General features: G+C 41.1%; 26 protein-coding genes and 1 pseudogene. 16 read left to right on the top strand and 11 right to left on the bottom strand.

Features of this window, described 5'->3' with window-relative positions:
- The first annotated feature begins 9 nt into the window (after positions 1 to 9).
- The 7 genes from FTU70_RS04560 (at position 10) to rplS (ending at position 7,387) form a co-directional block, all read left to right on the top strand.
- Positions 10 to 4,014, top strand: coding sequence for a hypothetical protein (locus FTU70_RS04560; protein ID WP_180060125.1), 4,005 nt, complete (start codon positions 10 to 12; stop codon positions 4,012 to 4,014).
- Complete coding sequence (locus FTU70_RS14425) at positions 4,011 to 4,649, top strand: type IV pilin protein (RefSeq protein ID WP_180060123.1); 639 nt, start codon at positions 4,011 to 4,013, stop codon at positions 4,647 to 4,649. Before FTU70_RS04560 ends, FTU70_RS14425 begins: the two co-directional genes overlap by 4 nt.
- Positions 4,643 to 5,077: a type IV pilin protein gene (locus FTU70_RS04550; protein WP_180060121.1), complete on the top strand. Its 435-nt coding sequence runs from the start codon at positions 4,643 to 4,645 to the stop codon at positions 5,075 to 5,077. Before FTU70_RS14425 ends, FTU70_RS04550 begins: the two co-directional genes overlap by 7 nt.
- Positions 5,078 to 5,215: 138 nt before the next feature.
- A complete protein-coding gene (gene rpsP / locus FTU70_RS04545) occupies positions 5,216 to 5,473 on the top strand; it encodes a 30S ribosomal protein S16 (RefSeq protein ID WP_004974526.1) in 258 nt (85 codons plus the stop codon).
- A 28-nt stretch (positions 5,474 to 5,501) separates the two neighbouring features.
- Positions 5,502 to 6,050: a ribosome maturation factor RimM gene (gene rimM / locus FTU70_RS04540; RefSeq protein WP_180060119.1), complete on the top strand. Its 549-nt coding sequence runs from the start codon at positions 5,502 to 5,504 to the stop codon at positions 6,048 to 6,050.
- Between the two features lie 42 nt (positions 6,051 to 6,092).
- The gene (gene trmD, locus FTU70_RS04535) at positions 6,093 to 6,842 is read left to right on the top strand and encodes a tRNA (guanosine(37)-N1)-methyltransferase TrmD (protein ID WP_179997169.1); all 750 of its coding nucleotides are present in this window, start codon (positions 6,093 to 6,095) and stop codon (positions 6,840 to 6,842) included.
- Between the two features lie 173 nt (positions 6,843 to 7,015).
- The gene (gene rplS, locus FTU70_RS04530; RefSeq protein WP_004974529.1) at positions 7,016 to 7,387 is read left to right on the top strand and encodes a 50S ribosomal protein L19; all 372 of its coding nucleotides are present in this window, start codon (positions 7,016 to 7,018) and stop codon (positions 7,385 to 7,387) included.
- A gap of 67 nt (positions 7,388 to 7,454) precedes the next feature.
- Here rplS and FTU70_RS04525 read toward each other — a convergent pair whose 3' ends face one another.
- The 3 genes from FTU70_RS04525 to FTU70_RS04515 form a co-directional block, all read right to left on the bottom strand.
- A complete protein-coding gene (locus tag FTU70_RS04525) occupies positions 7,455 to 8,423 on the bottom strand; it encodes a triacylglycerol lipase (RefSeq protein WP_180060117.1) in 969 nt (322 codons plus the stop codon).
- A gap of 186 nt (positions 8,424 to 8,609) precedes the next feature.
- Positions 8,610 to 9,527, bottom strand: a complete 918-nt coding sequence (locus FTU70_RS04520) for a triacylglycerol lipase (RefSeq protein ID WP_257222538.1) — start codon at positions 9,525 to 9,527, stop codon at positions 8,610 to 8,612.
- A 414-nt stretch (positions 9,528 to 9,941) separates the two neighbouring features.
- Positions 9,942 to 10,973, bottom strand: a complete 1,032-nt coding sequence (locus FTU70_RS04515; RefSeq protein WP_180060112.1) for a lipase secretion chaperone — start codon at positions 10,971 to 10,973, stop codon at positions 9,942 to 9,944.
- A gap of 142 nt (positions 10,974 to 11,115) precedes the next feature.
- Here FTU70_RS04515 and truB point away from each other — a divergent pair, with 142 nt between their 5' ends.
- Both truB and FTU70_RS04505 read left to right on the top strand, forming a co-directional pair.
- Positions 11,116 to 12,021 (top strand): tRNA pseudouridine(55) synthase TruB, encoded by a 906-nt coding sequence (truB, locus tag FTU70_RS04510; protein WP_180060176.1) that lies wholly within the window; start codon positions 11,116 to 11,118, stop codon positions 12,019 to 12,021.
- A gap of 203 nt (positions 12,022 to 12,224) precedes the next feature.
- Positions 12,225 to 12,683, top strand: a complete 459-nt coding sequence (locus FTU70_RS04505; protein WP_004974536.1) for a hemerythrin domain-containing protein — start codon at positions 12,225 to 12,227, stop codon at positions 12,681 to 12,683.
- On the opposite strand, the gene FTU70_RS04500 is transcribed toward FTU70_RS04505, so the two are convergent.
- Both FTU70_RS04500 and serA read right to left on the bottom strand, forming a co-directional pair.
- Positions 12,680 to 13,558, bottom strand: a complete 879-nt coding sequence (locus tag FTU70_RS04500; protein WP_004974539.1) for a DMT family transporter — start codon at positions 13,556 to 13,558, stop codon at positions 12,680 to 12,682. The genes FTU70_RS04505 and FTU70_RS04500 overlap by 4 nt on opposite strands.
- Before the next feature lie 157 nt (positions 13,559 to 13,715).
- Positions 13,716 to 14,948, bottom strand: a complete 1,233-nt coding sequence (gene serA / locus FTU70_RS04495; RefSeq protein WP_104852617.1) for a phosphoglycerate dehydrogenase — start codon at positions 14,946 to 14,948, stop codon at positions 13,716 to 13,718.
- A 341-nt stretch (positions 14,949 to 15,289) separates the two neighbouring features.
- Here serA and FTU70_RS04490 point away from each other — a divergent pair, with 341 nt between their 5' ends.
- From FTU70_RS04490 to FTU70_RS04475, 4 genes and pseudogenes are all read left to right on the top strand, one after another.
- Complete coding sequence (locus tag FTU70_RS04490; RefSeq protein WP_004974544.1) at positions 15,290 to 16,699, top strand: FAD-binding oxidoreductase; 1,410 nt, start codon at positions 15,290 to 15,292, stop codon at positions 16,697 to 16,699.
- Between the two features lie 157 nt (positions 16,700 to 16,856).
- Complete coding sequence (locus FTU70_RS04485) at positions 16,857 to 17,228, top strand: hypothetical protein (protein WP_004974545.1); 372 nt, start codon at positions 16,857 to 16,859, stop codon at positions 17,226 to 17,228.
- Positions 17,229 to 17,366: 138 nt separating this feature from the next.
- Positions 17,367 to 17,477, top strand: a pseudogene (locus FTU70_RS04480) (pirin family protein); the annotation flags it as partial.
- Between the two features lie 181 nt (positions 17,478 to 17,658).
- Positions 17,659 to 18,888, top strand: a complete 1,230-nt coding sequence (locus FTU70_RS04475; protein ID WP_180060110.1) for an MFS transporter — start codon at positions 17,659 to 17,661, stop codon at positions 18,886 to 18,888.
- Between the two features lie 123 nt (positions 18,889 to 19,011).
- Here FTU70_RS04475 and FTU70_RS04470 read toward each other — a convergent pair whose 3' ends face one another.
- The 4 genes from FTU70_RS04470 to FTU70_RS04455 all read right to left on the bottom strand — a co-directional run bounded on the left by FTU70_RS04470 (position 19,012) and on the right by FTU70_RS04455 (position 22,244).
- Positions 19,012 to 19,308, bottom strand: coding sequence for a DUF3817 domain-containing protein (locus FTU70_RS04470; protein ID WP_004974548.1), 297 nt, complete (start codon positions 19,306 to 19,308; stop codon positions 19,012 to 19,014).
- 340 nt (positions 19,309 to 19,648) lie between these two features.
- Positions 19,649 to 20,137, bottom strand: coding sequence for a superoxide dismutase [Cu-Zn] SodC (gene sodC / locus FTU70_RS04465; protein ID WP_249399394.1), 489 nt, complete (start codon positions 20,135 to 20,137; stop codon positions 19,649 to 19,651).
- 217 nt (positions 20,138 to 20,354) lie between these two features.
- Entirely contained in the window at positions 20,355 to 21,491 is a 1,137-nt protein-coding gene (locus FTU70_RS04460) for an AI-2E family transporter (protein ID WP_004974553.1), read from the bottom strand.
- A 108-nt stretch (positions 21,492 to 21,599) separates the two neighbouring features.
- Positions 21,600 to 22,244, bottom strand: coding sequence for a ParA family protein (locus FTU70_RS04455; RefSeq protein WP_004974554.1), 645 nt, complete (start codon positions 22,242 to 22,244; stop codon positions 21,600 to 21,602).
- 115 nt (positions 22,245 to 22,359) lie between these two features.
- On the opposite strand from FTU70_RS04455, the gene FTU70_RS04450 reads away from it, so the two are divergent.
- Positions 22,360 to 22,833, top strand: a complete 474-nt coding sequence (locus FTU70_RS04450) for a Holliday junction resolvase-like protein (protein ID WP_004974557.1) — start codon at positions 22,360 to 22,362, stop codon at positions 22,831 to 22,833.
- Here the strand turns inward: FTU70_RS04450 and FTU70_RS04445 are convergent.
- Positions 22,830 to 23,456 (bottom strand): class I SAM-dependent methyltransferase, encoded by a 627-nt coding sequence (locus tag FTU70_RS04445; RefSeq protein WP_131260610.1) that lies wholly within the window; start codon positions 23,454 to 23,456, stop codon positions 22,830 to 22,832. The genes FTU70_RS04450 and FTU70_RS04445 overlap by 4 nt on opposite strands.
- A 171-nt stretch (positions 23,457 to 23,627) precedes the next feature.
- Here FTU70_RS04445 and FTU70_RS04440 point away from each other — a divergent pair, with 171 nt between their 5' ends.
- Positions 23,628 to 24,194 carry a hypothetical protein gene (locus FTU70_RS04440; RefSeq protein WP_179991508.1) on the top strand — a complete coding sequence of 189 codons (567 nt, stop codon included), beginning with the start codon at positions 23,628 to 23,630 and terminating at the stop codon, positions 24,192 to 24,194.
- A 165-nt stretch (positions 24,195 to 24,359) separates the two neighbouring features.
- On the opposite strand, the gene FTU70_RS04435 is transcribed toward FTU70_RS04440, so the two are convergent.
- Positions 24,360 to 24,692: a HopJ type III effector protein gene (locus FTU70_RS04435; protein WP_179989056.1), complete on the bottom strand. Its 333-nt coding sequence runs from the start codon at positions 24,690 to 24,692 to the stop codon at positions 24,360 to 24,362.
- Positions 24,693 to 24,873: 181 nt separating this feature from the next.
- Between FTU70_RS04435 and crcB the strand changes: the two genes are divergently transcribed.
- The gene (gene crcB, locus FTU70_RS04430) at positions 24,874 to 25,251 is read left to right on the top strand and encodes a fluoride efflux transporter CrcB (protein WP_131260607.1); all 378 of its coding nucleotides are present in this window, start codon (positions 24,874 to 24,876) and stop codon (positions 25,249 to 25,251) included.
- Positions 25,252 to 25,386 lie beyond the last annotated feature (135 nt).

Raw genomic sequence — 25,386 nt, 5'->3', positions numbered from 1 at the left:
GATGAAAAGATGAAAAAATTAATTGTTCAAAACCATCCTCTACAGGGTGAAGCTAAAGTGGTACAAAAGCTTAAAGTTTCTGTATTAGCAGCATCAATTACATTATTGATTGCGCAAAGTACAAATACGTATGCAAGTGATATTGAAATTTATACTAAACCTTCTGCATCTGCGAGTTCTGGTGTGGTCGTGATGATGTTAGATACATCAGGGAGTATGGATGTTTCTGAAGCCGGTGAAAGTGCCTGCGATTATCCAGAAGGAGCAACCGATAAAAAATATTCGAATACATCTTCATATAGAGAAACATTACCATCACCTGCTAGTTATTTAAGACGATTTTGTACGGCAGATGTAACCACGTATTATTATCAGCAGATTCCACAACGCGATTGTAGAAGATATGAATGGGGCTGTACTCCTGTAGAAGAAAAATGGTATTCATGTGGTGAAAATGGTGCATTCAAAAAATCATTATGTACTACTGAGATTTCTAGACCTACGATACCTTCAGGTATGAGTAAAGATAGTAATAATTATTATTACATCAAAGAGAATGATAAAAAAATATATGATCGATTGAGTCGATTAAAAGATGCATTATACACTTTAGCAATGATGCCTGTTTATAATGATACAACGGAGATCGGAAAAAAGGGCATTAAAAAAGATGTTAAAATTGGTATTGGTTTATTTCCATATTATGGTAGTGGAAGTGATACTAATGCTAGGGGGTATATGACTATACCCGCAAAAAAATGGGATGATATTGGATCTAATCAACGGCAAGCTGTTTTAGAATTAATCAGGGATACTAATTTCAAAGGTAGAGGAGGAACTCCTACATCAGCTGCTTATGCGGAGGCGGCTGCTTATTTGTTGGGTACAACAACAGGTGGAGGGACGTATAGTGGTATTAATGTTTCAGCTTTGAAAAACACGGAACTTGTAAAGGATAATAATTATGTAAGCCCATTGGATAAAACTTCCGGAAGTGCGGAATGTAGTGGACAAGGAATATATTTCTTAACAGATGGTGAACCTCAATCTCCTGATCCTACCAATACATCGTTTTTAATGCAAAAAGCTCTAAGAATGTCTAGTAGTTATTCTTTTTCGAGTGGGTTGTCTGGAGTTAATGCGAAAAATGAAGGAGTTGTAACTTCTTCTGGACTTAAAAAGTCTGATTGGAAAGCTATAGGCTCCTTTGCGAAATCATTAAATGATCCGAATGTAATCCAACACGCCTTAAATGTAAGTGAAGCAAAGCGTGAAGTATTAACGGCAGTTGTTGGTTTTGGGAGTGTGTTTGATGGTACATATTCATCAATGAATAAAGATGCTCAAAATGCATACGACTGGGGCTTAGCAGCAGAAGAAGGGGGGGAGTATGGTGAGGGCGGGTTTATTGCCGCTAGAGAGTCGGAAGAGGTAGTGCGTAGTTTAAATGACTTTATTGGTAAGGTAGGCGGAGCTATCCCGAGTATTAGTACCGGGTCATCGACAATTCCTTTAGACGCACTTAACCCTGAAATTATTCAACCCTATTCATACTTCCCGCAATTTGAGCCAAAAGTAGACGATGATGCAAAACAACAATTATGGTTTGGTAACTTAAAAAAATTCTATGTCGTTAATAATGGTGTATTTGCAGATGAAGACGGCGAGAAGAAAGTTGTCGTAGAAGTTAATCAAAAAAGTCGGCTGCAAGATGTTAGAGATATTTGGGCAAAAGGCATGCCTCCAGCTCCCGAAGGACTTTCAATTTTTGCAAAATATGGAGCATTAGCAAAACTGCCGTTAGGTACATCAATTGCAACGGATTCCAAGATTACAGGGCGTAATTTACTTACAGATTATGAATTTGATAGTGCAGAAAGTGCAGGTAATCAAATTAAGCAGAATTTAGGGTTAGTACGAATTACACATCAATATACAACTGATGCAAAAACCAAGACTGATGATGCCAATCGTATTAAAGGTCTCATGGGGCTGCTGGGATATAATATTTCTGATGCCAATCAAGATTTAGCAGATGAAACTGCAAATATGCGTCAGATGGGAAGTCTACTGCATTCTTTACCTGTTCTACTTACACAAGAAGGTGAAGCTGTAGCGAAACTAAATGCAGATAAGAAGGTTGTAATTGATACCGAAGGTCGTAAAGATTTTGTACTTTTTGGAACGACACAAGGTTTGTTACATGTAGTAGATGCTGAAACTGGGGTTGAAAAATTTGCATTTTTGCCTAAGGAAATGGCTGAAAAGCAGTATGAGCTATTTAAATATAATGCAGGTGTTTGGGATAATGGTAAGAATGCACTTTACTATGGAGTAGATGGAGAGTGGACTGACCATACCGTATATGTTTCGAAAGATGATGGCACATTAACTGTAGATGGTGTTATTCGAAATGTTGCAGGTGGTTTGGAAGGCGAAAAAGAAAATCTAACTGGCAAACAATGGGTGTATGGTGGTCTTCGCATGGGAGGAAGAAGCTATTATGCACTGGATTTAACAGATATGTCGGAGGGAGATTCGTATAAACCAAAAGTTAAGTTTCATATTGATCCTTCAACTGGAACGGTACGTAGACCCAAAAAAACCAAAGATGGGAAAATAGAGTTAGTAATTAAGCACTATCCTGCAATTGCAAAGATGGGACAAAGCTGGTCTAAGCCTAAACTAGATTATGTGAACTGGAATGGTAAACGTAAACTGGTGATGTTTGTGGGTGGAGGCTACGATGCTGGTGGTCCAAATGGCGATGGCTTATATGATGCTGACGGTGTTCGTACAGGATATGAGGGTTATGAAAAATATAATTATAGACAAGATGTAGATAGTGATCGTGAAATTGGCTCTGGTGTCTACATGTTTGATGCTGATAATGGAGACCTACTTTGGTATGCAAGCAAAACTAAACATTCTATTACTAAAGAAGAAGGAGATGAGACGAGTTATCTACAACCTGATGCTCATACTAGCCATGAAGACCTTAAGTTTAGTGTAGTCAGCGACATTAAAACTATTGATAGAAATAATGATGGTATCGTTGATCATTTATATTTTGGTGATTTAGCGGGCCAGGCATTTCGTGTCGATTTAAATAAACCAGAAAATGGTAAATATACTTTTAGTCCTCGAGTGACACGTATCTTGAATTTACATTCAAATGATGGAATGAGTCCAAGGTTCTATCTTCCACCTGTTTTTACAGCCCACCATAGTGCAAATGCTTATACTGAAGGTGGAAATATTGTGATGGCAACATTTATTTCTGGTAATAAAAGTTCTCCTCTTCTTGGGGTGAATGGATCTCCACAAAAAACTGATTCTGATGGTCTTCAAATGGATGCAGTTTATGCAATCTACGAATATGACATTCATCCAACCGGCCAATATTATCCAACTATTAGTGAAAAAGGTAAGGATAAAATACTTGCTACAAGTGCAGATACACCTAATTTAAATCAACTAATGCCATTAAGTACACTCGTGAGTTCGAAAGACTCTAAGACGTTAGTAGGTGCAAAAATTGATAAAGTTGATGGTTGGGGGGGGTGGTACTATTCATTGTCTAAAAATCTAGATAATGAGGACGAGTCTGCTGGAGCTATTAAAGGCCTTACTCCATTAATAGCGATGGAAGGTAATTTATATACAACACTTTATGATGCATCAGAAGATGGTTCAACAGAAACTTGTGGTGCTGGGGTAAAAGGGAATAGTTTCACTCAGAGAATATGCCTGCCTTCTGGTGTTTGTCAGGAAGATGCTAACTTTAAATACAATTTAGGTTCTGGCATTGTGAGCTTGAATGTGGGTCCAATGACAAGTAATCAAGGGAATAGAGGGATTATTATTCCTGATCCAACACGTACAGAAAATATAAAGTGCGAGGGTGCTGATTGTCCTACAGCAGGAAATCGGTTTATACCTGCCGGCGGTGTTTTAAGGTTTATTCCTCACCGTTGGTATGAACGTTATTCAACGAAGGAGAGAAAAGAATGAAATCTCCTTTTTCACAGAATAAGTCGCAGTTGGGTTTTACCTTAATTGAGTTGATGGTGGTGGTGGTGATTGTGGCGTTACTTGCTGCAATCGCTTTGCCGAGTTATCAGCTTTATATACAACGTTCACATTTGGCTCAAGCACAACAGGAAATGCAAAAGCTTGCTGAGCAATTGGAGCGGCATAAAGCTAAAAACTTTAGTTATAAAGGTTTTGAAGCAAGTTATTTATACAGAGATAAAGATGGTGTTTTGAGTTCAAACTTTGATACGGTAAAACAGCAAATTTCACTCCCTATTCATTCGACTAATCCCAGCTATAAATTAAGTATTATTGGTTTTTATACAGTTAGCGAGTTTGGCAAAGATAAAGAAGGGAATGTAGACATTACTATCATCAAGGATCCTGAAATTAAAACGGATTTATTGAATAAAAAGATAGATTTTAATAAATCAACACAGGCTGACATGTTTGCAATAGGAAGTAGCTGGGCAATAAAAGCAGAGAGTTTGGATCAAAAGAACTACGCTCTTTTATTAAATAGCTTGGGTACTAAGTGTATGAATAAAAAAGATTACATGAAAGTAAGTTATACCTCATGTGGTAATGAGGAAGATGGAGCTGAATCATGGTAAAACAAGGGTTTACCCTTATTGAGTTGATGATTGTTGTTGCAGTTATTGCAATATTGGCAGCCATCGCTTATCCCTCTTATCAACAATATAAAATCAAGGTAAATCGAGCAGAAGCTCAATCAGAAATGATGTTTATTGCAGAAAGAATGAATGCATATAAAGGGATGAATGGTTCTTTTTCGGGGGCAACAATTTCTAAAATATATGGATCAACGGTTACTCCTAAACAAGGTACTGCTTTGTATAGTTTAAGTTTTGACGCGGCTTTGACGAATGCAACAAGTTGGACTTTAATTGCAAAGCCAATCACAGGAACCTTGCAAGCGGGCGATGGGTGGTTGTGTTTGAACAATAAATCTGAAAAATTTTGGGAGAAAGGAGCAACCAGTTGTGCATTATCGCCAAGCTCCAACTGGGACGGCAAATAAATTCAAAACTGCGGATAAATACGTTTTGATCTTTCATTCAGGGCAAAATTCACGTAAAATACTGCCCTCTATGAAAGGGGTTTGAAATGTATCGATGGTCGATACAGGGATAATCCGTAAAAACTATAAGGTTGTATCATGGTAGTTATTCGTCTTACTCGTGGTGGTGCTAAAAAGCGTCCATTCTATCAAATCGTTGTAACTGACAGCCGCAATGCGCGTGACGGTCGTTTCATCGAACGTATCGGTTTCTTTAACCCAACAGCTCAAGGTAAAGCAGAAAAACTTCGTTTAGATGCTGACCGTTTTGCTCACTGGGTTGCACAAGGTGCTCAACCTTCTGAACGTGTTGCTTCTTTAGCTGCTCAAGCGAAGAAAGCTGCAGCTGCTGCATAATTTTTACAAATTAAGTCGTAGGTAGCCCATGACACCAACACAGAATGTGCCCGAAGATCGTATTCAGATTGGACAGCTACGTTCAGCATATGGATTAAATGGGTGGCTCTGGGTCTATTCCAATACAGAACCCATGAGCAACATATTTGACTACCTGCCTTGGTACATTGAAACCAAAGCAGGTTGGCAAATGGTCGATGTAAAACGTTGGAAACCACATGGCAAAGGCTTGGTGGTCAGCTTAAAAGGTGTGAGTGATCGTACCGCAGCAGACAACTTGGTTGGCGCAAATATCTGGATTTCAAAAGCGCAACTGCCTCAACCGGGCGTGGACGAGTATTATTGGTCTGATTTAAAAGGTCTAACAGTGTTAGGTCTGGACGATGACGAACAAGAAGTGAACCTCGGTCAAATCCATGAACTGTTTGAAACAGGTGCCAATGACGTGATGGTGGTTCGCGCAACTGCCGATAGCGTCGATGGCGAAGAGCGTATGATTCCATGGCATAAAGATGTGGTACAACACGTTGATCTCGAAGCGAGTCGCATCTATGTCAATTGGGGCGTAGATTATTAATCCTTTTAGGATTCGCAGAGCAGGAAAATAGAGGAGTCTGCGGTGTTTTTTGCAGTCATTACGCTTTTTCCTGAAATGTTTGAAGCGATTACAGCTTACGGTATTAGCGGACGCGCAGCAAAACGCGATTTAATGCAAATTACTTGTATTAATCCACGTGATTATGCACAGGGCAACTACAAACGGGTGGATGAACGTCCATTTGGTGGTGGTCCAGGTATGGTGATGATGGCAGAGCCTTTGGCGCAAGCAATCCAGCATGCCAAACAGCTTGCACAGCAAGCAGGAGCAGTTCATGTACCTGTGGTGTATATGTCGCCACAAGGTAAAACCTTAAACGAAACTGCAGTACAACAATTCGTTGAATATGATGGATTAATTGTATTGTGTGGTCGTTATGAAGGGGTCGATGAGCGTTTAATCCAAAACTATGTTGATCAGGAATGGTCAATTGGAGATTACGTTTTATCAGGTGGGGAGCTACCTGCAATGGTGTTGTTGGACAGTATTATTCGGAGACTTCCAGGTGCTATGTCTGATGAGCAATCTCATGTGCAAGACTCATTTGTGGATGGTCTTTTAGATTGCCCACAATATACCAAGCCAGACCATTTTGAAGGTTTGGATGTCCCCGAAGTACTAAAGTCGGGACACCATGCCAATATTGAAAAATGGCGGTTTTTGCAGCGTTATCAACGGACTTTAGAGCGTCGACCTGAGTTGATTGAAAAAGTTGAGTTGAGCAAGCAGCAAAAAAAATGGCTAAAAGATTCGCAAGGACAGACCAAGTAATCGGTTTGTCTAAGCAAAATTGCTACAGACAGTGTGTTTGTAGTTTTTAAATAGGCTCTTTATGCATTGAAGCGGTCAGGCATAAAGGGAAAGTCAATCGGGTCTATGCGTTTTAGCCTCTATACCCAGTGGAAATCAGACCTCTTCTGACCCACACATATTGGAGATACCCCATGAGTGGTAAGCATCCTTTAGTACAAGCTGTTGAGAATGCACAGCTTAAGCAAGACATCCCAGCTTTTGCACCAGGCGATACAGTTATCGTTCAAGTAAAAGTAAAAGAAGGTGATCGTGAACGTCTTCAAGCATTTGAAGGTGTTGTAATTGCGAAGAAAAACCGTGGTTTGAACTCTGCGTTCACAGTACGTAAAATTTCTAGCGGTGTTGGTGTTGAGCGTGTTTTCCAAACTCACTCTCCAATCGTTGCGAAAATCGAAGTGAAACGTCGTGGTGACGTTCGTCGTGCTAAACTTTACTACCTACGCGAATTGTCTGGTAAAGCTGCACGTATTCGTGAGAAATTACCAGCACGTAAACAAGGTTAATTTTAACTTTGCTTTACAGCTAAAAAATGCGCCGTTTAGGCGCATTTTTTATGTCTGCTATTTGAGTTTATAAACCTTGTAGTTTTAAGCGATTGGCATGTTGACGATACACATCAACAGGATCTGGTGCAAAAATATCTTTCATGCCCAAGAGTTGATTGACTTCGTCCAAGTGGTTCCAATAGTAGTTATCACGAATGGTTTTACCAAATTTGGCGCTGCAGCGTGATACCAAACCATCATTATCACGACCATTATCAATCAACAAACTGGTCGCCAACATGGCTGAGTCTGGATCAAGTAAATTAGTGACAGCCGTATTGCCCGTAAATGAATAGAACTGAATGCCTTTTTCTTGATAAGCTCCCTCACCACAACTTGTCGTTGGCATACCCATCGGGAATTTGCGGTTAAATTGTGCAGAACCCGCCAAACTTAAACTATTTGCGCCTGCCAGTGAGTCATGCGGATAGCTATTGGGGTCTAAACCTTGCGCCCAAGTAATGGTTTTAGAAACCAAATTAACCATATCGATTAATGGTTTTTCTAAGGCCGAACCTTGGACTTTTAGAATAAAGTCGGCCACAGGTGAGCCTTTATTTGGTGAACCTACAGCAGTTAAAGAGGCGACTTGAGCAGGCATGACGCCTGCAACATAACGAATGGTTGGTCCACCATGTGAGTGACCAATTAAGTTGACCTTGCTTGCGCCTGTAATCGCAAGAATTTCATCGACTTGTTGTGCCAATTGTTCGCCACGAACTTCTGATGAGTTAAATGGAGATACGCGGGTTGCCCAAGCGTTAGCACCGTTACGTGCTAAATTGGGTAAAATTTGGTACCAATAATCGACACCTAACTGATCTCCACCAATATTGATAAAACCTGCCATACCGTGAGTAAACACAATTGGGTATTTGGTTTTGGCATAACTGGAGATTACGAAGTTAGATTTGACCTGTTCTGCATTGGATGCGTGCGCAGTACTGAGGGTACTGGCTGCGATTAAGCCTGCAATGAATAATCCATATTTCATATAACATCCTCTATTTTATTGTGCTTTCCTAGCATGACAATATCTATTGTCAAATATCATTATTCAGGAAATTTGCTAGATTGCAAGTTCTGAATGATTCATGGTTATTGAACTTCTTGCACTTGAGTTTCAAGCACAGGAAGATGGTTTTACATGGTTTTGCCAAGATTGAAATGAGCTTTACTATTACAAACCTTGTAATTTCAATCGGTTGGCATGTTGTCGATACAGTGCAACTGGGTCAGGTGCAAACAAGCCCGTTAAGCCAAACATCATGTTGGCAAGGTCGGTATGATTTAGTCGGTAGTTGTCACGAATGACGTGTCCAATGTGGGTACTACAACGTGCGACCATGCCATCGTTGTCTAAATTGCCATAAGACAGTGGGCCGAGTTGCATTAAAACAGTGTCAATATCCAGTAAATTGGTGGCTTGAGCGACACCTGTCCATGAATAGTAATGAATTCCGCGATCTACTTTGGCACCGCTGCTGCTGCAATTTGCGGCCAAGGCTGTGGTTGGAAAACGACGGTTAAAATCTGCAGACGCTGTTTCGGTTAAAGAAGCCATCGATGCATCAAAATCGACAGGCATGTCTGGCTGTTGCTGCGCCCAAGTAATGAGTGGAGCCACCATGTAGACGCCTAAAATATTAAACGCGGTGCGTGATAAACGATTATTTTGAATATCATCGGCAACTTTGGAGCCACGGAATGTTCCTGCAACACCGGTAATTGATGCCACATATTCAGGTTTGGTGGCAGCCACATAACGTACTGTTGGACCACCATGCGAGTGACCAATTAAATTGACTTTGGATTTGCCCGTGATTGCTATGACTTCTTCGACTTGGGCAATTAGTTGCTCACCTCGAAATTCAGTACGATGTGCAGGGGAGAGTTGTGCGGCAAATACGGTTGCGCCATTACGTGCCATATCTGGCAAAATTTGATACCAATAATCCATATTAAAGGTTTCATTGCCAATGCGTGACCATCCGAGCCAGCCGTGTACCATAAGTAATGGATATTTGGTTTTGGCATAGTCAGATTTGACCTGTTCCTGAATAGGCAACACGCTTGGAGCAGCTTGAGCGACACCCATTGAACCGAGCAAGCAGCCAGTGACAGCCAATGTAATTGCCCGTATGTTAGAGATGATGGTCATAAAACAATCCTGTGTTCTTTATTTTTATTACAAGTGAAGTGGTGGCTTCGCTTCCCTCCTGAAAGCTCAGATATGCAAATTGCCGTTGCTTGCGGCACGGTGTTGTGAGTCATCCTCGACTATTTTTTGTACGCTCAGGTATTTTTTCATGCGTAATTTAGAAAAAACATATCATTTGGGGACAGTTATTGCGCATTGCCCAAGAGATTTGTAAATCTACATGCATCTTGATATCTATTTAATATTTATAGACATTTGTATATTAAATCGTTGTGGTGGGTTTGTACTAAAACAGCTTTTCAGGCATAAAAATGGGGCATGTTGCATGCCCCAGTTGTTCTATGCAATATGTTAGTCAGCAAAGGGTAATTTTCCACCTTGATCATGTACCTGTTCAAAGGTTTCTAAACGCAATTGCTCTTGTGGATTTTGAAAATGCTGTCCGCGTAATTGTTTCACGGCTTGTTGCTTGGCTTGATCATTCATTCCACTTTGCATGATTTGATCACGCGTACTTAAATAATCCTCTACTCGTGATTTCCACTGACTGCGTTGCCCATCTAATTGTTCTAAACGCTGAGTTGCTTCAGGACCAACCAGATTTAAACGCATTTGGCGGATTTCAGCAGCAGAACCACCACGTGCTTTAATTGCCGCAGTCAAGCTGCGTAAATCTTGCAAGGTGTTCAGCTGTTCTAAATTTTCTTGCCAATCTTGAGGTAATTGTTTAAATAATTCCTGCAATTGTCGTGCTTTTTCAGCTTCAGATAATTTTTTATCATCCATGACTGCCATGCGCTTTAGGGTATATTCGTGATAGGCATCTTCCGTACCAAATAAACCTTCAATTTCATAATCAGAAAAATATTGTTTACGCAGATTTTGCATGCTGCTAAAAATGCTGCGGTAATATTGCGGATCTTCCTGATTTAAATTCGGTGCTTGCAGTTGTCCAAGCGCATTGCGATAGTCCAAATAACGCTGCCATAAATCTAAAATTTGCGATAAGGCAGGCTCTTTATGCCCTTGTTGAATATAGCTTTTAAAATCACCACGAATCTGTTCAATGCTTTTTTCGCCATATTGGGTAATAAAATATTCAAAACAGTTACGGGTTTGTTCATTAACGATCAGGCGGTTGCTTGAATCTAGTCGGAGCTGACAATTGATTTCGGTATCTTGCTGGCTTGGACTTAAAAATGACGCAGCAGCGTTATTGTGCATGGCCTGCTGCATGCGTATCTGTTCAGCACTTTGTGTATCTGCAGTCTGTTCATGAGAAGTAGATTCAGATGTGCTTGACTGCGGCATCAGCCAATACACCAAAGCGGCGATGGCTAGAATCACAACAGCTAAAACAATCCATATTTTATTTTTCTGCATTCCGATGCACCTGTTTCATCCGTTTTATTTTTTTAATCGGGTTTCAATATGCCATAAAAGTTGGTAGCTGTTCTAGAAAAGTTGTCATTTATCTCGGCAGATTGTTACCATGACGCAGTTTTGCTTTGACTTACTTTTTGCTATGAAATCATCTGCGGCTAAAATTCAGCGTCGTGCCATTAGTGGTGTGTTTTTATTAAATAAACCTTTGGGGATTAGTTCCAATGCGGCTTTGCAAAAAGTACGCTGGTTGTATCGGGCGCAAAAAGCAGGGCATACGGGGGCATTAGACCCATTGGCTTCAGGTTTGTTGCCTATTTGTTTAGGTGAGGCCACCAAGTTTTCACATTATTTACTCGATTCTGTAAAACGCTACCAAACCACCATTCAATTGGGACACAGCACCACCACGGGAGATGTCGAGGGTGAAGTGTTGTTGCAGCAGGCTGTACCTGCATTGAGCCAAGAAAGCATTGAACAGGTATTGGCACAATTTCAGGGCGATATTATGCAAGTTCCGCCCATGTATTCTGCCTTAAAAAAAGAAGGTCGTCCGTTATATGAGTTAGCTCGTCAAGGCATAGAAATTGAACGTGAAGCGCGCCCAGTTACCATTTATGCGATTGAGTTACTGTCCTTTACCGAAAACAGTATCACGCTGGATGTTACCTGTTCCAAAGGCACGTATATCCGTGTGTTGGGTGAAGACATTGCCAAAGCCTTGGGTACTTATGGACATTTGACCTATTTGCATCGGATTAAAACGGGGCATTTTGACCTGATTCCGAGCTATAGCATTGAATATTTAGAAAGTTTAAGTGAAGCAGAACGCGAGGCTTTATTGCTGCCTGCTTATGCGCCTGTACAGCATTTTCCACAGGTTCAGGTGCCTGAAGGTCGGGCTGAATATTTTAGCCGAGGCATGGAAAGTAATATCGAGCATCCTGCTGTTGCACAAGTATTGGTGTTTGATGGTGAGCGTTGTTTAGGCTTGGCAGAAATTACCGACAAAAAACGCTTGGTGCCTAAACGAGTGTTAAATCTTTAAAATGCAGTGAGATAGCTTATTTAAACTTGTGCTATGAAGACGTAAAGTTTCTCATACAAATCTTTGCAGGATTTCAGCTTCATGCCCTATACAGTAATTAGAGCTAAAAACTGAAATTAAAAACCGACAATAAAACCGAGCGTTGCGTTAGCCAGTGACATTTGCTTGCCAGCCAGCATCGGTTTAAAACAAGAGGTCTGCATATGAATATTTTTGAAGCTTTGCGCCAAAGTCACGACATTCAACGAAATTTAGCCCACCAACTGACGCAAACTTCAGGTGATAGCCCTGAACGTAGAGCGATATTTGAACAACTTAAAAATGAATTATTTGCGCATGCAGTGGCAGAAGATCGCTATTTTTATATTCCCTTAATGATGACTGATGCGGGTTTAAATATCACTCGCCATGCTTTGGCAGAGCATCATCAAATGGATGAATTACTCGAACAATTAACCGAAACTGAAATGAGCAACACAGGTTGGTTGGCCATTGCAAAGCAACTGTCAGATAAAGTGCATCATCATTTAAAAGAAGAAGAACATGGCTTTTTTCAGCAGGCAGGCAAAATTTTGTCTGAACAGCAAAAACAAAGTCTAGCCAAGCAATATTTGGCAGAGTATGAAAAATACCAACAGATGTCTAAAAACAGTTTGGTTTAAACATTCTGCGGCTGTTTGGATTTTTTTACTGCTCTAAAAGTAACACCGACCGAAGCTAACATAATGCAGCATAAGGCGAGCCATTGCAGTGAAGTAATTTTCTCACCCAACAATACCAAGCCTGTCAGTGCAGCCAAAGCAGGCGACAAACTGGACAGTGTGCCATAACTCATTTTGCTGAGTTGTTTTAAGGCTTGTAAATCCAGCGCATAAGGAATGGCCGTGGCAAGCACTGCAATGGCAAGCGCCTTACCCCAATACTGGGTTTCAAACAGTGCGGGGGCATTGTTATACAGTCCGAAGGGAATCAAAGCCAAAGCCGAAATACTGATAGCGATGGTCAGTGCGTGCATGCCAATATTTTGTTGCACCACTTTTTGTCCAAAATAAATATAAAAAGCCCAGCACAATCCTGCACCTAGGGCACACGCTGCACCAAACAGACTAAAATGATCACCCTGCGCTTGTCCCCAAGGCACCATAAGAATAATGCCTAAAATTGCCAACAATACCCAGACATAATCTTTACGGTTTTGAATGGACAATAAAGCCAAGCCCAAAGGCCCGACAAACTCTAAACCCACCGCAATACCTTGTGGCAATTTACCTAAAGATAGATAAAACAGAATATTCATTAAGCCCAAGGCTGCGCTATAGCACAATAAATCACGCCATTTTAAATGTGCGAGCCGTGACAGAATTTGCCATGAGCGAAACATGATTGCCACAATTACACTGGCAAAGCACAGTCGCAAAATCGTCACAGTAAGCGGGTCAAGCACCTGAAACAATTGTTTGGCAAAAGAAGCACTGATTTGATAGGAGATCATGGATAAAACCATGAACAACACCGCAGTGAGTTGGGCGTTTGGCATGGGGCAGAAAAATACTCAACAGTGTGGAAATGGGAAGGTCAGGCAGATTATAGCAAGTTTAAAAATACAGGGCTGTGGCAACTCAAGGTTACTCATAGATCAGGCATAAAAAACCACAGTGCTAAGACTGTGGTTTTTGTAGCATCAGCGTGTGGTCTTAGAACAAGACACGTACGCGAATTGTGCCTTCAACTTCGTGTAAAGTATCTAGTGCTTCTTTAGATGCAGTCGCATCAACATCCATCACTAAATAACCGACATCACCTTTGGTCATAAGTGACTGACCAGAGATGTTGATGCCGTGTTCAGCAAACAAGTTGTTGATTTTAGACAATACACCTGGAATGTTTTGGTGAATATGCAATAAACGGTGCTTGCCTTCAGTCAATGGCAGTGCAATTTCAGGGAAGTTCACTGCAGACAAAGTCATACCTTTATCTGAATATGCAACAAATTTCTCTGCCACTTCTAAACCAATGTTCGCTTGCGCTTCCATGGTCGAACCACCCACGTGCGGTGTTAAAATCACGTTTGGTAGGTTACGTAGTGGGGAAACAAATTCTTCACCATTGGCTTTTGGTTCTTTCGGGAATACGTCAACTGCAGCACCTGCAATATGACCAGACTTGATGGCATCTGCCAAATCTTCAATCACCACACAAGTACCACGTGCCGCGTTAATGAAAATTGCGCCTTCTTTCATTTGTGCAAATTGTTCTTTTGCCATGAAATTGCGGGTAGAGGGTACATCTGGAACGTGTAAAGAAACCACGTCAGCATTTGCCAATAATTCGCCCATAGAGCCAACTTGACGTGCATTACCTAACGGTAACTTGGTCACAGCATCATAATAAATGACCTGCATACCCAAGCTTTCAGCCAATACTGAAAGTTGAGAACCGATTGAACCGTAACCCACGATACCTAAAGTTTTACCACGTGTTTCAAATGAACCTACAGCAGACTTGTTCCAGCCACCTGCATGTGTATCGGTTGATTTTTCAGGTACGCGACGTAGCAATAAAATTGCTTCAGCCAATACCAATTCTGCAACCGAACGGGTGTTTGAATAAGGGGCATTGAAAACTGGAATACCACGTTCCATTGCTGCAGTTAAGTTCACTTGGTTTGTACCAATACAGAAACAACCTACCGCAATTAGTTTGTTCGCAGCTTCAAAAACTTCTTCAGTTAGCTGTGTACGTGAACGAATTCCGATGAAATGCGCATCTTTAATCGCTTCTTTTAACGCATCGCCCTCAAGCGCTGTTTTACGATAATCGATGTTGGTATAACCCGCTGCATTTAACACGTCGATTGCGTTCTGGTGTACGCCTTCTAACAACAAGAAACGAATTTTATCTTTAGGTAGTGAAAGATGTTGGCTCATTACGGCTCCGCTACAAAGGCCAAATTTAGTGGCGGTATGATAACATAGGAGACGGGTCGATATACATTTCCTTTATGACCAAGAGTGCAGGTATTTTTTGTCAGATATAATCTCTTTCAGAAATATTGCCCAAAATTACCCTGTTCTTACCACGTTATATTATCGGAATTGCCAATATTCACAGGTTTTTCAAAAAAATCGCTTATAATAAGCGGCACACATGAAAGCCAACCCACGCTGTTGCTTTGATGCACATATTTAGTCTGCAGTATCTTCAAATTGATCAAGATATGCAGACAGTCGCTTTTCTTCCTGTTTAATTCTTGCTAGGTCTGCAAACGATGAATGCTCCAGTCGCTTTAACCCCTGAGTTATTGACCCAATTAACGGCAATAGTCGGTGAAAACCGTATTAAAACGGATGCCGATAGCCTCCAAAACTGGGGTCGTGACCATACAAAGCATTTTGATCCGAACCCATCGGTCATCGTTTTCCCATCAAGCACAGAGCAAGTACAAGCCATTGTAAAACTGGCGAATCAGTTTAATGTGGCCATTACTCCATCGGGCGGACGTACAGGTTTATCTGCGGGTGCGGTGGCAGCCAATGGTGAAATTGTCGTCAGCATGGACAAGATGAACCAAATCTTGGAATTTTTCCCTGCAGACCGTATGGTACGTGTGCAAGCGGGTGTGGTGACTGAGCAACTACAAAACTATGCCGAAGAACAAGGCATGTATTATCCAGTCGATTTTGCATCTTCAGGTTCTTCACAAATTGGCGGTAATATTGGTACCAATGCGGGCGGTATTAAAGTCATTAAATACGGCATGACCCGTAACTGGGTGTTGGGTCTGACTGTGGTAACAGGCAAAGGAGATATCCTGCGTCTGAACAAAGGCATGATCAAAAACGCAACAGGTTATGCGCTGCAACATTTATTTATTGGCGGTGAAGGCACACTTGGCTTAGTGACCGAAGCTGAAATTAAGCTAGAACGCCAACCGCAAGATTTGCAAGTGATGGTGTTGGGCGTACCTGATTTTAATTCGGTGATGCCTGTATTACATGCTTTCCAAGCTAAAATTGATCTGACTGCATTTGAATTCTTTGGTGAATTGGCGATGCAAAAAGTCTTGGATCATGGTCATGTGCAACGTCCATTTGAAACCCAATGTCCATTCTACGTGTTACTTGAATTTGAAGCGCCATTTGAGCCAATTATGGACAAGGCGATGGAAATTTTTGAACACTGTATGGAACAAGGCTGGGTGATGGATGGCGTATTGAGCCAAAGCCTAGACCAAGTTGAAAGTTTATGGCGTTTGCGTGAAGACATTTCTGAGTCGATTGCACCGTTTATTCCATATAAAAACGATATTTCAGTATTGATTACTCATGTTCCTGCATTTATTCAGGAAATTGATGCAATTGTGGCAGAAAACTATCCTGACTTTGAAATTTGCTGGTTCGGCCATATTGGTGATGGTAACTTGCACCTGAACATTCTTAAACCTGCAGATTTAAGCAAAGACGAATTCTTTGCCAAATGTCAGGTGGTAAATAAGTATGTATTTGATACTGTGAAGAAATATGATGGTTCTATTTCTGCAGAACACGGTGTAGGCATGACCAAAAAACCATATTTGGAATATTCACGTTCAGCTGAAGAAATTGAATATATGAAAGCGTTGAAAAAGGTTTTTGACCCTCAAGGCATTATGAACCCAGGCAAATTATTTGATTTGTAATTCCTTTCGCCTTTCATTTATTTAAGTGAATTGAAAAACGCATCCTCGTGATGCGTTTTTTTATGCCGCCGTTTTAATTTTACATTTCTGCTCTAGCGTTTCTGTTCGAACAAGGCATCATAGAAGCATAAATAATAATCAACATTTTGGAGGAGTTATGTTGCGTTTAATCACGGTTTCCGCATTGGGTGTTGCGTTATTGTCAGGCTGTGCGACTACACAGAATATTATTTCACAAGTTACGCCTGCAGAAACACCTTTGGCGCAGGTACTCAAACAACGTCCAGATTTGCGTAAAGAATTGGCTACCGTTGAAATTCGTCAATACTTTAACCGTGTTGAAGCACCGACTGCGGCAGAAGTGAAAATTACCGAAACAGGCTTAATGGATGATTCGGTGCGCTCAATTCGTAGTATTTATCACTTTAAAAATATTAATGGACAATGGCAGCAGGGCGATGTGCAAACCGCTTATTTATGCGCACGTGGTAAAAATACCAAGACTTTCCAAAGCAAAAAATGTCCTTAAATTGCTGTAGGGCTTAGATAAATCTTGCATGATGTTCTAAAAATGCAACAAAGCGTCTGTGGATAATACTCGTGTTATCCACAGCTTTTATTTAGGATGACTTCATCCTATTCAAAAACGTGTGAGCGCAGCATGTCCATCAAAACGCTAGCATTTCTACACCGCAATGATAGCCGTTTTGCCGTGGGTGATTTTTATCCTGTGCTTTCGGTATTTTCACATTATGAATTGGGCAATACTGTATCGCCTTAACCCGCTGAAGGAGGTGATGCCTAACTTGGTCTGATGTCACATCAAGTGCCGCAATTTATTTAACGGACTTAAAAAATGCGCCATAAATTTGCCATTCAACTCTGTTAAACTGCAGCTCAATTTTCTATTTTTATGGGCTAAACGTGGCTGACTTGCATCGTTTTGTCCTTTATAACTCATGCCACAGCAGCAAAAAAATACCATTCAACGTGCCACACTCATGTTTCCCTTGGCTTTGGTCTTGTTTGAGTTCGCGGTTTATATTGGCAATGACTTGGTTCAACCCGCGATGTTGGCCGTCACACAAGATTTTGGTGTCAGTAGTGCATGGGCAGCTTCGTCCATGTCATTTTATTTGCTGGGGGGGGCTTGTGTGGCGTGGTTATTGGGGCCACTCTCTGACCGTTTGGGACGCAAAAAAGTATTATTGGGCGGCGTGGCATTTTTTACCCTAACCTGTTTATTGATTTTATTGACTCAGAACATTGAAAGCTTCCTTGTTCTTCGTTTTTTTCAAGGTTTTGGTTTGTCAGTCATTAGTGCAGTCGGTTATGCGGCTATTCAGGAAAACTTTGCAGAACGTGATGCAATTAAAGTCATGGCGCTCATGGCGAACGTCTCTTTACTTGCTCCCTTGCTCGGCCCAGTCTTAGGCGCATTTATGATTGAGCATGTTTCTTGGCATTGGGGTTTTATCGGCATAGCACTGTTGGCATTTTTGAGTTGGTTTGGACTGAAAGCCAAAATGCCTGAAAATCAGCAGCGTATTCCTAAACCTCCATTTCGAGATGTATGGGATGATTTTAAGGAAGTTTTTCAAAATACCAGATTCTTAGGTTTGACATTGGCGCTGCCCTTATTGAGCATGCCTTTAATGTTGTGGATTGCGTTATCTCCTGTGATGTTGGTGGAAGAGTTAGGCTTTAGTAGTCTGCAATACGGTTTGGCGCAGTTTCCTGTTTTGGGTGGTTTGATTTTAGGCAATCTGGTACTGATGAAAGTCATTGACCGTTTACCTTTAGGAAAAACAGTCTTGATTGGTTTACCTTTAATGTTGTTGGGTAGTGTGCTGATCGTATTTGGGGCAATTTGGCAAAGCTATTTTGTTTGGTGTTTGGTGATTGGTATGAGCTTGATTAGTTTTGGTGAGGGAATGAGCTTCTCAGTCTTATACCGTTTCGCCTTAATGTCATCGGAAGTGTCTAAAGGTACTGTTGCTGCTAGTGTTTCAATGATATTGATGCTGTGCTTTTTTATTGTGATTGAACTGGTGCGTGTTTTATATATGCGGTTTGATATTTGGGCGTATAGTTTGGCTTGTTTGGTGCTGATAACGCTCTGGTTTAGTTTGCCACGCATGATGCTTAAACAGGTGATGCAGGAGCGAGTTGCTGCAGGGCAGTTTTAAGGGGTTAAATTTTTCAGCTGCATCATAAAACAAGGTGATGTGGCATCACCTTGCAAACATTTGATTTATAAATTAAAGTTGAGAAAATGTGTAATATGATGAAAGCTGAAAAGGACTTGCAGATTAAGCTTGTACTGGTTGTTCCATCTTTTTCAATTTAGCATCAAAAACAAATGGGCCAAAAGGTAAAATTGAAGCAATTAAGCCCAAAATAAACATTTTAAGAGACCATTTTTGTTTTTCACAAACCACAAAAAGCACCACTAAAAATGCGATAAACAATACGCCGTGTCCCATACCTACATATTTCACTAAAATTGGGTTATCGAACATATATTTCATGGGCATAGCAATAAATAACAACAATAAGAATGAAATACCTTCTAGGAACCCAACCCAACGTAATGTTTTAATGTTCATGCCCAAATCTTTTTCATGTCGATAAAACAGCAGTGTAGCGCAAATAGTGACAATCGCAAAGACGAGCTGTTGGGAGCTCTGCACATTGATGAGCTAGATACGATGGCTGCAAAATTGAGCTAATTTTGTGCAAAATAGTAGCAAGTTATTCAAAAACGAGTAAGTGTGGTTATGAAAGACGACCGATATAAAGCAAGAAGACCTGCATTGAGCGTCGTTTGAGAATAATCCTCAAAAAGATAAATTTTACTTTTTGCGGATAAGTCGAAAGGCATGTGTATAACCCTTAACTTATCCACAATTGGTAATAAATGTTTTATTGAAAATGCATCATGCTAGCTTAAATAATCCCACAGGCAATTCGCTCACCGCCGCCGCCCAATGGTTTTGGATGGTCGGCATAGTTATCACCGCCTGCATGAATCATCAAGGCCAATCCTTCAACTTGTGCCAATGTTAAACGGGGTGCAATCACGGTCACTTTGGCTGTTCCGTCGTTTGCAACACTTAAAGCCGGTAAGTCCCCTAAATGTCCTGTCAGCGGTGTACCATGATTCGGGATATTTTTGGGATTAAAATGTCCGCCCGCTGCCAAAGCAGCAACCATTTTTCCATCTTTTTCTGCTGCTGCACATGAACCTTTTTCATGGATATGAAAACCTCGTTCCCCTGCAGGGAGTTGTTGGAGTTGGGTGTGAATGACTAAGCCTGCTGCACTGTCACGCAGTTCAACCGTACCTAATTCCTTGCCAATCCCTTGTGCTGAAACAGCATGCATTTTTAAGATTTTAGATTTTTGTTGTGTGGTCGCGGTGGTGCTGCAACCCATGAGTACTAGGCCACTAAAAGCAGCAAGACTGGCAAATTTGAGTATTGAGCGCATAAAAGACATCCTATTTGTTGTGCATAATATTTAGGGATGTCTTGATTGAAGCAAAGTTAGCTCCGTTACAATACAACGTTTGCGTAGTAGTATGTATGTACTGTGTTGAGCTGATTTATTCAGATCAACACAGCCATGTGAGCAATATGATCAGTAAAACAGCTTAATCAAGCTTTGAATTGGATGATGAATCGTCTTCAGGGAGATCATGCGCAAGGGTAGCTTTGGGCATCATTAATCCTTCATTGTTGTTTTCATGCAACCACTCACGCCAAATAGCGAGTAAGACTGCCAAAATCACAGGGCCAATAAATAGACCAATCAGACCAAAACTGGCAATTCCACCTAAAACTCCAAACATGATCAACAGGAATGGAATTTGAGTGGCACCCGAAATCACCAAAGGACGAATCACGTTATCAGCAGTGCTGACCACACACACGCCCCACGCCATCACACCAATGGCTTCCATCGTATGCCCTTGGCTAAATAACCACAGCGACACCGAACCATAAGCTAACGGTGGGCCAAACGGAATTAAGGCAAATAAGAAAGTCACAATGGTCAGTACCATCGGATTAGGTACCCCAGCGACAAAATAGCTCACGCCTGCGAGTAAGGCTTGCGCAATTGCGGTGAGTCCAACGCCATAGACCACAGCACGTGTGGTTTCAGAAATAGTATCTAAATAGTGATGAATACGTGGCCCAATCACCATTTCCAAAGCTTTGCTGACTTGATGCAAAATGGTGTGACCATCGCGGTAGAAAAAGAATAACGATAGCAGGGCAAAACCAAGTTTGATTAGGTTTTTGCTGACTTCATTAATCACCACTTTGCCGTAATTTAAATGCCCTTGAATCCATAAGGAAATGGATTGCACAATGCTGTTCGGATCGTGATTAATTTCTTTAAGGGTGCGGGTGACTTCTTTACCAATAATAGGTAAATTGCGAATGAAATCAGGGACATTTAAGTGTCCGGAAAAGACCTGTTTTTGTAATTCGTAATATAAGTTGCGACCTTCATGTTGCAGGATAAAAATGGCAAAAGTGAGTGGAATGCCGACCACCAACGTGACCATCAGCATCATTAAGGCTGCGCTAAGCGTAGGACGATGACCGCATAAACGTAGCACCGACTGATATAGTGGCCAGCTCATATAGGCAATGATTGCTGCCCAAACAACAGGAACAATAAAATATTTGAGTATGTGAAAACCCAAAAAAATCAGGACAAAAAACAGTCCAAACAATAAAATTTTTTGTAATGTTGGCGCGTACTGTTGCACTGAATTCACTGAAACATTCCTAAGGTCATGTGCCATATTAACTGAAAAAAAAGCTCCCGAAAACGAGAGCTTGGTAAGTTCTGGTGAATAAGTTCTAAACGGTGGCGATTCTAGGCTTTAAAACCATTGAGCAGGGTCATCTACAATGGCATTCAGTACAGGCTGCCATTGATCTTGCATTTGCAGATAAGTTTTTTGGGTTTTATCAAAAATACTTAAACCTTGCATTGCCAATTGTCCATAGGCTGCACGTTCTGAAATCCATGCCACAGGCTGTTGCTCGATTTTCTGGAAAAAATCCTGAATATCTTTAGAGCTGGCAGAGTTGGGTTTGACCCGATTGGCCAACAGCAAAATTTGGACTTTGCCTTTACGAATCCGCTTAATGTCTTGTAAGTGTTTTAAGAAGCGACGGGTGGAGTCAATGTCAAAAAATGAAGGCTGTAGAGGTGTGATAATGGCATGTGCTTCGCTAATCAGCTGCTCGGCATGCTCACCCGATAACGCACCAGGTGCATCAATAATTAAATATTCAATGTTTTTGGGTGCATCGCCAATCGACTTTTCATGACGCCAATCTAAACTTTGAATTGGAGCGGCTGTTTCTGGTCGTTGTTTTAACCATTGCAGCGCAGATTTTTGATTGTCGGCATCCGCCAAAGCAACTTTATAGCCTTTTTGTGCAAGCGCAGATGCTAAACTAATAGCCGTAATGGTTTTTCCACAGCCACCTTTTTGGTTGGCAATTAATATAGTTTTCATGACCCTCGAATCGATTTTAATCTGCTCATCCCTAGCATATCATTGTTTTGTGCTCGGAATATGACAGTTGACAAAAGTCGTATCGAGTTCTGCAAAAAAGGTTTAGGAAGGTTTTATGTCAATCTGGATGGCGATGCTGATTGGTGCCTGTATAGGCGTGGTGCTGACCACCTTAATTTTAAGCAATAGCCGCAATGGACGGATTAAAGCCGAGTATGAACAATATATTGCAGAAATTGAACTGTCACATCAGCAGGCATTATTGCAGGCACAAAAGCGCAGTGTAAATACCAGTCGTGCGGTACTGAAAGGCAAAATGGCAGAGCAATTAGCACCGATTATGCCCGAATTTCAGTATTTACCGAGCGATGCCAAATTTTTAGGTGATCCTGTTGATTATATCGTGTTTGATGGCTATACCGATTATCGGGATGGCAATGGGCATGCCGAAGATATTGCAATCGTCCTAATTGATATTAAAAGTGGTGGCGCACGTTTGACCAAAGGTCAGCAAGCAATTGCGCAGGCCATTCAGCAGGGCAGACTGCGTTTTGAAACCATTCGGATTGATTTTGAGGATTGTGATTAAAGAGGTTTATGTACTCGCGCCAATAACATGCGCTGTGCAAGACTAGGGATATCTGCAGCATCAACATATTGGATTTCACCCAACTCAAAACCAGTTTCCAGTAGGGCAATTTCAATGTCACGGTTTAAGTGACAGCCATCTGCAACTTTCTTTTGAATTGGTGTGAGCAGATGTTGTAAACGCTGAACATTCAAATTTTGTCGATTTAAAACGTGTTCTACGAGGTGCAAAGTACCGCCTGGTTGCAAGACGCGATAAATCTCTCGCAGGCTTTGTTCTAGGTCTGGAATACTGCACAAGGTCCACGTGGACACCACATGCTGCAATTGATCATTTACAAAAGGCAGTTGTTCTGCACTTGCGGTAATCTGCTCAACCACGAACGGTGCTGCATCAATTCGTTGCTGCGCCAATTTGAAAACTGCTGCATTGGGTTCTAAGGCATACACGGTATCTACACTTTGATAAAAAGGTAAATTTAAACCTGTGCCAAAGCCAATTTCCAAAACTTCGCCCGATACGCCAAATAAAAGCTCACGTCGTAAATCCATTAAGGATGGAGTTTGCATGACCTGATTCAGCAAGTGCGGGAAAATATGTTTTTGATAAAATTTATAGAGCATGTGCAGATCTAATTATTGATTTTTATGCCGATAAGCTTAGCTGAAATTACAGGGTTTTTGCCATGTCAGAATGAGCCAATGACTGCATTTTGTTACCAATTTCAACTATTGTATTCATGATCTGTGATTAAGATAAATATAGATAGATGAATTTAATAGGCAGATTTTAAGATGAACACGCATATTTCGCTAAAACTCACGGCATTGTTACTGACTCTGGCTTTGCCATGTTCCGTCTATGCTGCGGTCGAGCGTAATATTGCCAAAGGCTTGCCTCCTGTCGTGAAAGGTCAGTCGATTGAAGTGTTGCAACCTTTTAAGGGTGATTTTCGAATTTTGGGTTCAAAAACCTATCAGGATGATGCCCAAGCCAAATTTTCTCCGATTGATTATGCGGTGAGTTGGGGTTTATTTGCTGAGCCTGAAATTGCCCGTCATATTACCGTCAATCAATATGACCGCTATTTAAACTGGAAAATAGACCGTTTACCTGTGCCTGCAGAACAAGCCATGCAAATGGTGTCTAATATGCATATCATTCCTGCCAACCCAAAAATTGCCAAAGACATTCAAAAAGTAAAACGTGGTGATTTGGTGCGTTTAAAAGGTGAGTTGGTTGAGGTGAAAGATCAGGACTTGGTTTGGACATCATCTCTCACACCAACCGATACGGGGGATGGTGCTTGTGAAGTATTTCGCGTTAGTTCGATTCAGTGGATTGAAAAAGTCAAAAGCTGAGTGTGATGTTTAGTTTAGAGTTTGAATTGTAGATACTTGCCGAAACTGTATCTCATACACGGTAAACAGCTTGAGTATTGCTCCACGTGAAACATACACATCCATAAGAAAAAACCGCATGATGGGTTTAACTTTCATGCGGTTTTTGCTTGGTTAAAGTTGTTTTTATTTGGCGCTGAGGGCTAGCGTTTCAAACTGAACGCCATCCCAACCGTGCTGCATAAACTGGCGGATATTTTGATGATCAGTTCCATCAGGTGTTGCAAGTACTGAAGCATAATGTTCTGCAAATAGGCTGAGGGTTTGCGCCTGATCTAAGCCATTGAGTTTCGCAAATGAAAATATTTTGGCACTGCCCTGATTTTCATTGGCGGCGTTGAGCTGTTGCCCATTTTTGAAAGCAGTTGGCGTGTAGGTGTAACGTGCTTCAATAAATGAGAGCACATCGGTAAATATTGCAGTGCCTGCTTCAAGTTGCGCCAATAATTCCTGAGCCATCCTGTCCTCCATTGCGCCTAAAAATAACATGCAGACTAGCGCAATTTTTATGGCAAAGTCTATGTGTTTTTTGAGTGTACATTCGCATTTAAAATCATGATTCTTGTATAGTGTGATCAGGTTTTAATTGTGCGGTGATGGTTCATTCATCTCACTTTTTTTCATTAGGATTCAAAACACAATGAATTGGCTTTTGGTAGCAATGGGCGGTGCAATTGGCGCAAGTTTACGTTATGCCGCAAGCCTGTATTTATTTAAATCGGCACAGCATTTTCCATGGGCAACGTGGTCGGTCAATCTGTTTGGCTGCTTTTTGGCAGGTGTATTTTTTGCATTGAGTCAGAAATATCCTGTGTTGCAGCAGGAAGCCCGCTTATTACTGATGGTAGGTATTTTAGGTGGCTTTACCACTTTTTCCAGTTTTAGTTTGGAAACTTGGCAACTCTTAAGACATGGACAGCAAGGTATGGCGTTTAGTTATGCGCTTTCAAGTGTGGTTTTGGGAGTGATGTTGCTGGGATTGGGTTTTTATGTGATTCAACAGTTTTTAAAACATTAGATTAGGGTCTGTACCAAATCAATCGTTGAGTAGAAAAATCCATTAGATAAAAATTATAAATAAAAAGAAGCCCAAGCTGGAGGAGAGTGCTTGGGCTTTGAAGATAGAGGATATCCCATCGTTTCGATGAGCAAT

The organism is Acinetobacter sp. YH12135, from assembly GCF_013418565.1.
In the GTDB taxonomy this organism is placed as follows: Bacteria; Pseudomonadota; Gammaproteobacteria; order Pseudomonadales; family Moraxellaceae; genus Acinetobacter; species Acinetobacter towneri.
This window is presented reverse-complemented; position numbering and strand designations above follow the sequence as displayed.